Source organism: Collinsella aerofaciens, from assembly GCF_015555045.1.
Taxonomy (GTDB): domain Bacteria; phylum Actinomycetota; class Coriobacteriia; order Coriobacteriales; family Coriobacteriaceae; genus Collinsella; species Collinsella aerofaciens_W.
In genome coordinates, this window is the sequence record NZ_JADNJQ010000006.1 from 11,631 (window position 1) to 24,405 (window position 12,775).

The 12,775-nt window shown below is 60.9% G+C and carries 8 protein-coding genes; 3 read left to right on the forward strand and 5 right to left on the reverse strand.

The window, feature by feature from the left end; genetic code table 11:
* Positions 1-93 precede the first annotated feature (93 nt).
* Entirely contained in the window at positions 94-3,390 is a 3,297-nt protein-coding gene (locus I2E45_RS03355) for a 4-alpha-glucanotransferase (RefSeq protein WP_195444276.1), read from the forward strand.
* An 88-nt stretch (positions 3,391-3,478) separates the two neighbouring features.
* The gene (locus I2E45_RS03360; protein WP_195444278.1) at positions 3,479-3,715 is read left to right on the forward strand and encodes an FmdB family zinc ribbon protein; all 237 of its coding nucleotides are present in this window, start codon (positions 3,479-3,481) and stop codon (positions 3,713-3,715) included.
* Between the two features lie 139 nt (positions 3,716-3,854).
* Here I2E45_RS03360 and I2E45_RS03365 read toward each other — a convergent pair whose 3' ends face one another.
* The 5 genes from I2E45_RS03365 to gltX all read right to left on the reverse strand — a co-directional run bounded on the left by I2E45_RS03365 (position 3,855) and on the right by gltX (position 11,073).
* Positions 3,855-5,255: an RsmB/NOP family class I SAM-dependent RNA methyltransferase gene (locus I2E45_RS03365; protein WP_195444280.1), complete on the reverse strand. Its 1,401-nt coding sequence runs from the start codon at positions 5,253-5,255 to the stop codon at positions 3,855-3,857.
* Positions 5,252-6,172 carry a methionyl-tRNA formyltransferase gene (gene fmt / locus I2E45_RS03370; RefSeq protein WP_195444282.1) on the reverse strand — a complete coding sequence of 307 codons (921 nt, stop codon included), beginning with the start codon at positions 6,170-6,172 and terminating at the stop codon, positions 5,252-5,254. Before fmt ends, I2E45_RS03365 begins: the two co-directional genes overlap by 4 nt.
* 327 nt (positions 6,173-6,499) lie before the next feature.
* Positions 6,500-7,036 carry a peptide deformylase gene (def, locus tag I2E45_RS03375; protein ID WP_195444284.1) on the reverse strand — a complete coding sequence of 179 codons (537 nt, stop codon included), beginning with the start codon at positions 7,034-7,036 and terminating at the stop codon, positions 6,500-6,502.
* Positions 7,037-7,054: 18 nt separating this feature from the next.
* A complete protein-coding gene (gene priA, locus I2E45_RS03380) occupies positions 7,055-9,508 on the reverse strand; it encodes a replication restart helicase PriA (RefSeq protein ID WP_229058805.1) in 2,454 nt (817 codons plus the stop codon).
* A gap of 89 nt (positions 9,509-9,597) precedes the next feature.
* The gene (gene gltX, locus I2E45_RS03385; RefSeq protein ID WP_195444286.1) at positions 9,598-11,073 is read right to left on the reverse strand and encodes a glutamate--tRNA ligase; all 1,476 of its coding nucleotides are present in this window, start codon (positions 11,071-11,073) and stop codon (positions 9,598-9,600) included.
* A 403-nt stretch (positions 11,074-11,476) separates the two neighbouring features.
* Here gltX and metK point away from each other — a divergent pair, with 403 nt between their 5' ends.
* The gene (gene metK / locus I2E45_RS03390; protein WP_195444288.1) at positions 11,477-12,757 is read left to right on the forward strand and encodes a methionine adenosyltransferase; all 1,281 of its coding nucleotides are present in this window, start codon (positions 11,477-11,479) and stop codon (positions 12,755-12,757) included.
* The last annotated feature ends 18 nt before the right edge of the window (positions 12,758-12,775 follow it).

The following is a 12,775-nucleotide window of genomic DNA, read 5'->3' on the forward strand; positions in this document are numbered from 1 at the left end:
TGTTTATACAGCGTGTGTACAACAGATATACTTACATCCTGTGCGTAAAGCCCATGGCCAGCAGGCCATGATTCTATTGAACTGGACCGTAATATGAGATTGATACACAACAGCCGTCTGCCGCAGTTTCGCACTCCGTTTGGCGCTGTGACCACAGGAACTACCCTTTCGCTCTCCGTGATTCTGGAGGATGCCGATCCTGCGCAGGCAACGCTTACGCTGCGCACCTGGGTCGATGAGATCGGTGAGTCTCGGTATCCCATGACGCACGAGGGCGACGGCATATTTACCGTAGAGCTTGAGTGCACCGAGCCCTGTCTCATCTGGTACAGCTTTATCTGCAATATCGAGGGCCAGCCCGAGGTTCGTCTGGGCGCACCACAGGGCCGCACCGGCGGCGAGGGCGTAACCTACGATTACGCAGAGGTGCCGTCATTCCAGGTCACCGTCTACAAGCACCGCGAAGTTCGACCCGAGTGGTACGAGCGCGGAATGGTCTACCAGATCTTCCCCGATCGCTATGCCCGCGACGAGCACTGGCGCGAGCGCACGCTGGCCGAGGTCGAAAAACCGCGCAACGGAATCCAGCGCCGCATGGTCGAGGACTGGAACGAGCCGCCTGTGTACGAGCGCGCCGAGGACGGCTCCATAAAGACTTGGGACTTTTACGGCGGATCGCTCAAGGGCATTCAGGAAGACCTGCCTCGCATCGCCGAGCTGGGCTTTACAGCCATCTACCTCAACCCCATTTTTGAAGCCGCGAGCAACCACCGCTACGACACCGCCGATTACACCAAGATCGATCCGATTCTGGGCACCGAGCAGGACTTTACCGAGTTGTGCGAGGCGGCCGAGAAGCTCGGCATTTCCATCATCCTGGACGGTGTCTTCAACCATACGGGCGACGACTCGATCTATTTTAACCGCTACGGCAACTACCCCGGCGTGGGCGCGTGGCAGAGCGAGGATTCGCCGTATCGCGATGCGTTTTATTTCCACGAGGACGGCTCGTACGACTGTTGGTGGGGCGTGGGCAATATGCCCGCCATCAATGAGAGTTCCGAACTGGTACGCGAGCGGCTCCTGGGCAAGGACGGCGTCATTCGTAAATGGCTGCGCGCCGGCGCTCACGGCTGGCGCCTGGATGTGGCCGACGAGCTTTCCGATGATTTCCTAGCCGAGATCAAAAAGGCCGTGCTCGCCGAGAAGCCCGACGCGCTGCTGCTCGGCGAAGTCTGGGAAGACGCCTCCAACAAGATCAGCTACGGCCATCTGCGTCGCTATCTGCAAGGCTTCGAGCTCGACTCGGCCATGGATTACCCCTTCCGCGACATGGTCATCGGCTTTTTGATGGGCTACAAAAACGCCTACCAAGCTGCCGAGGATATTGAGACCCTACGCGAGAATTATCCGCGCGAGGCCCTATCCTGCGCGCTCAACCTGCTGTCGAGCCACGACCGCCCACGTATCATCTCGGTGCTCGGCGGCGGCCCCGACGAGTCGCAACTACCTGAGAGCGAGCGCAGCAAGTGGCGCCTGGACGAGAACTCCATGGGCCTGGCCAAGAGTCGTTTTTGGCTCGCGACGCTCATGCAGATGACGTTCCCGGGCGTTCCCTCAATCTATTACGGTGACGAGTACGGCTTGGAGGGTCTCACCGATCCGGGTAATCGCCGCACCATGCCGACCAAGGAAGACCTGCACGACTTCGATACGTTCGCGATCGTCAAGAACGCATCTGCTGTGCGCCGCGCGCTGCCGTTTATGATCGACGGTGAAATCAAGGCCTTCGCGCTCAATGACGAAGTACTCGCCTATACGCGCACCGGTAAAGACGGCGAGTCCGCGACGGTTATCATCAACCGTAGCCTGCGCAATTCACATCGCGTGACGATTCCAGCGCTCGGCGAATGTACGAGCGATGTGATCAGCGGTCACGAGTGCGAGATCCACAGCGGTACGGTCACGCTCGATCTGTATCCGCTGGGCTCGTCGATCATCTATCACCATGCCGAGCAGCGCCTGCAGGAGCCGCTCGATCACGGTGCGGGTGTTGTGTGCCATATCACATCGGTGCCGACCGACGAAGGCAAGCCCGGTACGATCGGCGCGCCCACGCGTCGTTTTATCGACCATCTGGCCGCCATGGGCATGCGCTACTGGCAGGTTCTCCCCGTCAACCCCACGGACTTCTTCCGCTCCCCTTACGCCGGTCCTTCGGCCTTTGCAGGCAATATCGACCTGCTACCCGAGAGTCACGAGGAGCTGGCCGCCGACTTTGAGACTTGGAAGGCCCGCGGCGGCGAAGATGCCGATCCGTTGTACACAGCGTTTAAACATCGCAATGCCGATTGGCTCGAGAAATACTGCGTCTATATGGCCGTCAAAAAGTACTTTGAAGGCGAGTCGCGCCACGATTGGCCGGCAGATGTCGCGCGCTACAACGAGCATCTGATCGACGACAAGCGCTTCCATAACGAGGCCGAGCTGCAGGCGTACATGCAGTACCGCTTTGACCTGGCTTGGTGCGAGCTCATGAACTATGCGCACAAGAAGGGCATCGAGGTCATCGGCGATATTCCTATGTACGTGTCCGACGATTCGGCAGACGCGTGGAGCGAACCCGAGAACTTCTGGCTGTCCGATACCGGCAAGGCGATTGAGATTTCCGGTGCGCCGCCCGACAACTTTGCACCCGAGGGCCAGGTGTGGGGCAACCCGACGTTCCGCTGGGACCACATGAAGCAGAACGGCTATAGTTGGTGGATGGATCGCCTGCGCCGCGCGTTCTCGCTCTACGACCGCGTGCGTCTGGATCACTTCCTGGGATTCCACAGCTATTACAGCATTCCCGCGGGCAAGGCATGCGCCGACGGCCGCTGGCTGGCGGGCCCGGGCAAGGACCTGTTCCAGACCGCCTATGACGAACTGGGTCCGCTCAACTTTATCGCTGAGGACTTGGGCTATCTGACGCCCGGTGTTCGCGCCATGGCATCGACCTGCGGTTTCCCCGGCATGGACGTGCTGGAGTTTAGCGACTACGACGTTCGTTGCGGTGTGCATCCCACGCCCGGCAAGATTCTGTACACCTCGACGCACGATACGTCGACGCTGGCCGGTTGGTGCACCCGTACCTTTGCGGGCGGCGATGAACCGAGCGGTGTTGAGGTGGCGGCCAAGCTGATGAGCGACGCGCTGGCAAGCGACGCTCCCCTGGTGATGATGCCACTGCAGGATGTCCTGGGGCTTGGCGACGACGCGCGCATGAACGTTCCGGGCGTGGCCACGGGCAACTGGACCTGGCAGGCTGACGAGGCGGACATTGCAGCCGCCGAGAACAAAACCGCACAGCTCCTGCGCAACAACCATAGATTCTGGGGCGAAGCGTGATAAAACCCCCGATATAGGGTACAGTTACAGACGTTTGAATTTATGCGGGCAGAGTAATCTGCCCGCTTTGTGCTGAAAAGGAAGTATTATGGCGCGCTACGATTACAAGTGCTCGAGCTGCGGCAACGTGTTTGAGGTTGAGCATCCCATGTCCGAGACTCCCGAGGTCGTGTGCCCCAGCTGCGGTGCCCCGGCGGCCAAGACGTTCTCGGCCAGCGGCATTAAATTTGAGGGCAGCGGTTTCTACAACACCGATCAACGAAGCGGCGGCTCCAGTACCAACGCCACCAGTGGCTGCTGCGCCAACTGCCCGCATAGCCGCTAGGAACCAAACAGCCCCGCGACCGACACCGATCGAGGGCTGCCTCTTTCTGTTGCAGGTAGCTCTATGAGTTGCGGTGAAATAAGGACTGTTTGGCGGGCTTAAGCCGCTATTCAATCCCTATTTCACCGCAAATTAGTAGTTAGTTGCGGACCAGCCTGGCGCAGAAGTGGCCGTCGTAGGAGTCGGCGTTTACAGGGACGCTTTGGAAGATGCCTCGATCGTTCTGGCGTACGGATACGAGCTTCTTGGCCTGATCGAACTCGGGAAGTTGCAGAATCTGTGCATCGGAGAGCGGCGACACGCTAAAGCCGGCACCCTCGGGAGAAGCGAGAAACGCTTCCACCACCTGCGTGTTCTCCTCGTCGAAGACAGAACACGTCGCATAGATGAGCTCGCCGCCGGCAACCACGCGCGCAGCGGCCTCTTTGAGCATCGTAAGCTGCAGTTTGGGCAGCTCAACCGTCACATCCTTTTCGGTCAGACGCCACGGAATCTCGGGATGACGACGCATGGTTCCGGTGCCCGAGCACGGCGCATCGATAAAGACCGTGTCGAACTTAACCGGCTCGCCGAGCATGGCATCAAACGATGTGAGCACCTCATCAAGCTCGCAAGCATCGCCCGAGACCGTGCGAACACCCGTAATACCCGCCTTATGCAGGCGCGCGAGATTCTGATCACATTTACGATCATGCAGGTCAAGCGCCGTATGCTGACGTTCATAGCCCACACGCTTGGCCTGACACATCATCACATAGGTCTTGGTGCCACGACCGGCACCAATCTCAAGGCAGCTTCCAGGGCGCGTGGCTGCCGTGGCGATAAGCTGCGCGTTGAGATCAGATGCCACCGCGGCAGCACGCTCAAACACACCCGAAGCAACGGTAACCTGGGCATCAACCGGGGCATGGCAGCCCGGGAAGACAGGCGCGACGAGCTGCGAGATATACGGATCAGGCTTAGTCGTAAAGGCGTTCTCATGCAAAGCCAGCGGCGCAGGTGCCAAGTTACCGGCAAAGTTGAGCGCACCCTCTGGCGTGTCAAACGAAGCCATAATACGAGCGCACAGCCAACGCGGCAGACCCATCAGGCGCGACAGACGTACCAGGCGTCGCTCAGACTCATCCACATCGGATGCCGTAGCAAAGTCCTCAACATTGTTCGCAACCTTATGCAGTACAGCATTGGCCAAGCCAGCGGCGGACTTAGCACCGCAGCGAACCAGCTCAACACCCTGACTTACGGCGACGCGGCCAGGCGTATGCAGATAGAGCATCTCGAAGGCCGAGATACGAAGCGCCATGCGAACACGCGGCGCAACCTTTTTAGGCTTATCGAGAAACTGGTCGAGCAGCTCGTCCAAAATACCCTGCGTGGCGGCCACACCAAGCGCCAAGCGGGCGGCAAAAGCGGAATCGCGCTGATCAATAGCCTTGGCCGATGCGCGAGAGGACAGCACGTCGCGCGCATACATGCCGCGGCGATCGGCCTCCATCAGCACATCGAGCGCAAGCTTACGCGCGGGAGACAACTTGCTCATGACAAAACACCCCAGATAAGATCGGCGCCCTGCAGGCCAGCAGCCCAAGCAGAAGCGGCCATAGCACGCTTGCCATCAGGCTTAACCTCGAGCAGCTCAACCGAACCATCGTTAAGACCCAGGTAAACACGCTTGGCCTTAACGAGAACCTGATCCTCGCCAAGCGACACATCAGCCGGCGCAGCATCGAGCACGCGCACGGTCTTGCCGGCAATCACGCAACGAGCAGGCGCGGTATCGGACGAGGCCAGCACATGACGCACGCAATCAAGCGCCGTCATTTGCGGATCCAGACGCATCTCCTTCTTGGAAATCTTGGCAGCATGGGTAACGAGTGCCTCATCCTGCTCAGTCCACACGGCGGTGCCATCGGCAACAGAAAGAAGCGTATCGGCAAGCAGTTTGCCGCCAAGCTCACCAAGCTCCATGGTCAGCGCCTCAGCATGCTTACCGGCAACCGAGGTCGAGGCCTGTGCGCAATAAGCGCCGGTATCCACGCCATGCCCAATACGCATAATGGAAACGCCAGCAACCTCATCACCAGCGAGAATCGCACGCTGAATAGGAGCAGCCCCTCGCCAACGAGGCAGCAAGGACGCATGAACATTCACAATGCCAAGCGGCGCCATATTCAAGACCTCATCAGGCAAAATACAACCATAGGCAGCCACGCAGAAAATGTCAGCCTGGGCAGCCTGGAGCGCCTCAACAACCTCGGCCGTCATACGATTAGCTTCAACAACCGGCAACCCCAGCTCAAGCGCCTTAGCCTTAACAGGAGAAGGCTCAAGCTTCTTACCACGCCCACGAACAGCATCAGGACGAGTAACAACAAGCGCAATCTCATTCCCAGCCGCAACAAGCGAAGTCAACGAAGGCACAGCAAAATCAGGCGTACCCATAAACACAATACGCATAAAGGACGTCTCCCCTCAACCAAAGCCGAGACGGCTACAAATAACAGCGGAAAGCCAAGTACCCAGCCCATCCGCAAGAACAGTCAACAAGAACAAATATACCCAAAACCAAAAAAAAGAGCCGCAATAAAAGCAGCTCTTCCAACAAAGCAATTATCAGAGAAGACGCCCCTCCCTGACCCAACGGCACCCGGGCGAACCGAGCCAGAACAACGCAGTCCCCGGTGCTGAGCGCCCACATATCGTCCCGCGCGCAGTTTCGCAGCGCAGCGAGAATGTTTGAGCACGGGATGATATGTGGGCGCTCAGCACCGGGGACGGTGGGACCTACTCTGTCTCGCCCGGTCGAGCGCCGCGGGCCAGGGCGTCCTGGTACTCCTTGACTGCCTTGATGCGCTGCATCGGCTTCAGTCGCTCGAACATGGTGTTACCGTGCAGGTGATCGATCTCGTGCTGCAGGCACACGCAGAACAGATCGCCCGTGGCCTCATAGCGAATAAGGTTGGCATCCAAGTCGTACGCCTCGACGACGACATGGTCGGGACGCTCGATCTCGCAGCTAATGCCAGGAATGGAAAGGCAGCCCTCGCTAAACGGCACCAGATGGTCACTCTGCTCAACAATGACAGGGTTAATGAGCACGTACGGATCATAGTCGCTCTTGTCGCTGTAGTCGCAGTCGATGGTGACGAGCTGAATGAGCTCACCGATCTGCGGGGCAGCCAGGCCGCAGCCGCCGTTCTCAAACATCATCTTCTTCATCTTCTCGGCAAGCGCCTCGATTGCCGGGGTGATCTCCTCGATGACGGCGCACTCCTGGCGCAGACGAGGGTCGGGCGACAGTACGATTCCGTTGGCTTCCATGGCCATCCTTTCGGATTGTTACATCAAATCATAGGCGTCGACATCAACGCTCACGCTCACGCCGCGCACGGAGCCCGCTTCTTTGAGACAGGCGTCGATATCATCAGAGATATGGTACCCCACGGGCGACTTCACAAGCAGATGGAAGCGGTAACGGTCCTTGGCTCTCTCGATTACACACGAAGCCGGGCCCAGCACCTGCGGCACGGCGCTCCCCGCCCGCAAAAAGTTGGGCGCGGAGACATGCCAGCGGCGCTTGAGGAGCTTCGCGATGCGTCCGATGTAATCCTGCGCGTCGTCTCGGCTCGCCGACCACACCAAAATGTTGACCAAGCGAACAAACGGCGGGTACAGCGCGTCGCGGCGCTGGTCCAGGTCGTAGTCGGTAAAGATCGAACGGTCGTGCTCAGCGACAGCGCGAATGACCGGATCTTCGGGCAGGTAGGTCTGGATGATCACCTCACCGGGGCGATCGCCGCGGCCGGCGCGGCCCGCAACCTGCTCCAGCAAGTCGTAGGCGCGCTCTCCTGCGCGGAAGTCCGGCAGCTTGAGGGCGAAATCGGCATTGACCACGCCCACGAGCGTGACCTCGGGAAAGTCGAGGCCCTTGGCGATCATCTGGGTGCCCAACAGCACCGCACAATCGGCGGCATCGAACTGCTCGAGCAGCTTTTTGTGCGCATCCTTGCCGCGCGTGGAATCGGCATCCATGCGAATAATGGCGACGTCCTCGGGAAGCATCTGGTGCAGCGCGTCCTCGATCTGTTGAGTGCCCAGACCCATTTTTGCCAGGTAGCGACTGCCACATTTGGGGCAACGGCTCGTGGGCGCGGGATACGGCTGCACGCGCCAAGACGAACCGCAGGTGTGGCACTGCAGTGTATGGGTGCGCTCGTGATACGTAAGCGCGGTGGAGCAGTGGTTACAGGTGGGGACGCAGCCGCATTCGCGGCACATCAGGAACGGCGCAAAGCCGCGGCGGTTATGCAGCAGCACAGCCTTCTCGCGCCGCTCAACAACGCGCTCCAGACCTTCCATGAGCGGTTTTGAGAACATGGAGCGGCTGCCGTGCGAGAACTCGCGGCGCAGGTCGGCAATGCGGACTGTCGGCAGCACGGCGTGTCCCGGGCGCTCGGGCATCTCGATGCGCGTCCAGGTGGCGCCGTTATACGTGCCACGGCGGCAGCGGTCGAGGGCCTCGGCTGAAGGCGTGGCGGAGCCCAGCACGAGCGGGCAGCGGTAGCGCCGCGCCATCTCGGCCGCCACCTCGCGCGCGTGGTAGCGCGGACTGGAGCCCTGCTTGTAGCTGGTCTCGTGCTCCTCGTCGATGATGATGAGGCCCAGGTCGCTGAGCGGGCAAAAGAGAGCCGAACGGGCACCCACGACCACACGCGCGGCACCGCTGGCAACCATATCCCACTGGTCCAGGCGCTCGCCGGCCGAAAGGCGTGAATGGAAAACTGCGACCGTCTCGCCAAAGCGCGAGCGGAAACGGCCGACGGTCTGGGCCGTCAGCGATATCTCGGGCACGAGCACGCAAGCCGATCGGCCGGCCGCCAGCACGCGCTCAATCGCCGAAAGGTAAACCTCGGTTTTGCCGGAGCCGGTGACGCCGTCGACAAGGACCACGTCTCCGTGGGCGTCAAGACGGGCGCGCTCAATCTGCGCGAGCGCCTGCTGCTGGCCGTTGGTAAGGAAGACCGGCGCCTTGCCACTTGCCGAGGACAGCGAGGTCTGCTCGCTGCAGCCACGCCAAGCACGGCGCTCCTCCACCACCACGACGCCGCGTTTTTCGAGCGCCTTGATGGTCGCCGACATGCTGTTATAGAGAAGGTTGAGGTCGCGCGTCGTGACCGGGCCGCACTGGAGCGCCTCAATGAGCTGACGCTGACGAACTGCAGTCTTGGGCGGCGTATAGTCGAAACCCTCGGGCGTGAGCATGACCCAGCGGTTTTGGATAGGCTTGACGGCGGGGCGCTCAACGGCCCACACGCCGTCACCGCCCTTGACCACGCGCGGGCTTCCACCCGGGGGCAAGAACAAACGCAGGCACTCGGAAAGCGTTGCGACGTACTCGCGGCTCATCCAGCGTGCGATACGGGCAGCCTCGGCGGTAAAGAGCGGTTTGCTGAGGATGGCTTCGACGGGCTTAATGCGCGAAAGGTCGAGGGCGTTGTTGCCCTGCAGGTCGCCCAGCTCAGGCGCAATGTCGACGATATAGCCCGCGGCAGCACGGTTACCAAAGTGGACCAGGACCGTGGATCCGATCTGCGCCTCGTTGGCAAGGGACCGGGGGATACCGTAGGCGAATGGCTCGGACAGCGCACGGGTCGGGATGTCGAGGACCACGCTCGCGTAGGCGGCAACGGGCTCGGGCGCGGACTCGGGCTTGGCCTGCTCGGCCGAGCGGTCGGGCTTTTCGAGGGCCTGTTTTGGTTCCGGCGAACCAAACAGCGAAAGTTGCTCGGCCATGGCCCCAGCACCTCCTATCCCATACGTCTACAGAAACAAGAGCCCCGCTCTGAGTGAACGGGGCTCGGATACATACATTTGCGCAGCGATTACAGCGCCATCGTGCGGGCGCGGTCGATGCGCGCCAGGCAGTCGTCGCGGCCGACGAGCGCCATGGTCTCGCCCAGCGGAGGACTCACCATGTTGCCGCAGACGGCGACGCGCACGGCCTGGAACACCACGCGCTTCTTAAGGTCCATCTGCTCGGGAAGCGGCTCAAGCGCGGCGTCAATGTTGACAGCCGTCCACTCGTCCACGCCCTCGAGCGCGGCCTTGGCGGCATCCAGAATGGCACCCATGCCTTCCTTGGCCAGGCCCTTGTTGACGGACTTCTCGTCATACTCAAGCGTCTCGGCCGTAGCAAAGATGGGAGCGGCGACGGTCACGGCGTCGGCCGGCATCTTGGTGCGCGGCTTAACGATGGCAGCAAGCGCATCGATCCAATCCTCGCCGTACTCGACATTACCCTCGATAAGACCCGCCTCGTGCAGCTCGGGGACCATGATCTCATCGGCAAACTGAGCATCGGACATGCCATTGATGTACTCGGCATTAACCCAATCAAGCTTCTTGGGGTCGAAGGTCGCCGGGTTCTTGGAGATGCGGTCGAGCGAGAACTTGCTGGCCAGGACATCGCGCGGGATGATCGTGGTCTCGCCGTCGAGCGACCAGCCGAGCAGCGCCAGATAGTTGACGAAGGCGTCGGACAGGTAACCGGCGTCGCGGTACTCCTCCACCGAGGTGGCGCCGTGGCGCTTGGAGAGCTTTTTGCCGTCGGCACCCAAGATCATGGAGATGTGGGCGAACGTGGGCACGGGCGCGCCGAGGGCCTCGTAGACCATGACCTGACGCGGGGTGTTGGACAGGTGGTCGTCGCCGCGGATGACATGGGTGATCTTCATCATGGCGTCGTCGACGACAGTCGCGAAGTTGTACGTGGGCGTGCCATCGGAGCGGAAGATGACAAAGTCGTCGAGCTCCTTGGCGTCGAAGGTCACCTCGCCGTGGACGGCGTCGTGGATGACGACGTCGCCGCGGTCCTCGGGAACCTTGATACGCAGGACGTAGGACTCGCCGGCCTCGATGCGACGGCGGGCCTCCTCGGGATCAAGATCGCGGCAACGGCGCTGATAGCCCTGGAAGGGGTCCTTGCGCTCCTGCGCGGCCTTACGGTCGGCGTCGAGCTGCTCCTTGGTGCAGAAACAGGGATATGCATTGCCCTCGTCCCAAAGCTTCTGGGCGGCCTGCTTGTACAGGTCCAGGCGCTCGGTCTGGGCGTAGGGACCAAAGTCGCCGCCAACCTCGGGACCCTCGTCCCAGTCCAGGCCCAGCCAACGCATGGCGCGCAGGATGATCTGCGTGTTCTCGTCGGTGGAGCGGGTGGGGTCGGTGTCGTCGATGCGCAGGATGAACGTGCCGCCGTTTGCACGGGCGAAAGCCCAGTTATAGATAGCGGTGCGGGCGCCGCCGATGTGCAGCTTGCCCGTCGGTGAGGGTGCAAAGCGGACGCGAACGTCTGATGCCATGGAAATCTCCTCGATTGCAGGATGGATGTCTAACCGCATCAGTATAAAGCAACAATGCCCACCTCCGCACAAAGGGCACCGACCCACTCATTGGGGACAGACTTAAATGACCATTCGTTGGGGACGTTCTTCGAAGCTAACTGAACAGGAGTGTCCCAAACTGCCGTCACTTGGGGACGTTCCTAAACTGCCGGCAGAAAAGGACCGTCCCCAAGTGCCGACACATAAGGAACGTCCCCAGGTGCCGTAAGAGTGTTCCTATTGGCTGGTCATTTATGTCTGTCCCCAATGAGTAGGTGCGGAAAGGGTGTGAATGTTTGATTTACGCGCTATGATGTGCCCTTGCATAGAGAGCCCGGCGGAATGGTAACGGTCGCCGGTACACGTTTTTGAAAGGACAATCATGTCAGAAGAACTTCGTTCCATCCCGCCCCAACACGGGTCCTTTGTTTTTACGTCGGAGTCGGTGACCGAAGGCCATCCCGATAAGATCGCTGACCAGATCAGCGACGCCGTCCTCGATGCAATCCTCGCCAAAGAAATAGAGCTGCAGGAGCAGGGCTACATCGCCCCCAACGGCGTGCCTGCCAACGTGGAGAACGTCCGCTGCGCTTGCGAGACCCTCGTTACCACCGGCACTGTTATCGTCGCCGGCGAGATCCGCACCCAGGCCTACGTCGACGTGCAGGAAATCGCCCGCGGCGTTATCCGCCGCATTGGCTACAACCGTGCCAAGTTCGGTTTTGACTGCGACACCTGCGGCGTTATGAGCCTCATCCATGAGCAGTCGCCCGATATCGCCCAAGGCGTCGACGAATCCTTCGAGACCCAGACCGGCGCTACCACCGACCCGATCGACCTGATTGGTGCCGGCGACCAGGGCATGATGTTCGGTTATGCCTCCAACGAGACCAAGACCCTCATGCCCATGCCGCACTACCTGGCAAGCCGCCTGGCGGAGCGCCTGTCTGCCGTGCGCCACGACGGTACCCTCGCCTATCTGCGCCCCGACGGCAAGACCCAGGTCACCGTGCGCTACGAAGACGGCAAACCTGTGGAGGTCACGACCATCGTCATCTCCACGCAGCACGCCGCCGAGATCGAGGACATGGGCAAGATCAAGGCCGACCTCATCGAGCACGTCATCACCCCGGTCATGGCCGCCGAGAACATGCCGTGGGATAACGCCGACATCTATGTGAACCCCACCGGTCGCTTTGTCGTGGGCGGCCCCATGGGCGACACGGGCCTGACCGGCCGCAAGATCATCGTTGACACCTACGGCGGCTACGGCCGTCACGGCGGCGGTGCCTTTAGCGGCAAGGACTGCACCAAGGTCGACCGCTCCGCCGCGTATGCCGCGCGCTGGGTCGCCAAGAACGTGGTCGCCGCCGGCCTGGCCGACCGTTGCGAGGTCGAGCTTGCCTATGCCATTGGCGTTTCCAAGCCCCTCTCAATCATGGTCGACACCTTCGGTACCGCACATGTTGCCGAGGACAAGATCGTCGAGGCCGTAGAGAAGACCTTCGACTTGCGCCCGGGTGCAATCATCCGCGACCTAGACCTGCGTCGCCCCATCTACGAAAAGACGGCAGCCTACGGTCACTTCGGCCGCGAAGACCCCGACTTCACCTGGGAGAAAACCGATCGAGTCGAAGAACTCAAGGCAGCCTGCGGTCTGTAAGCTAACGAGAAAAGCCGC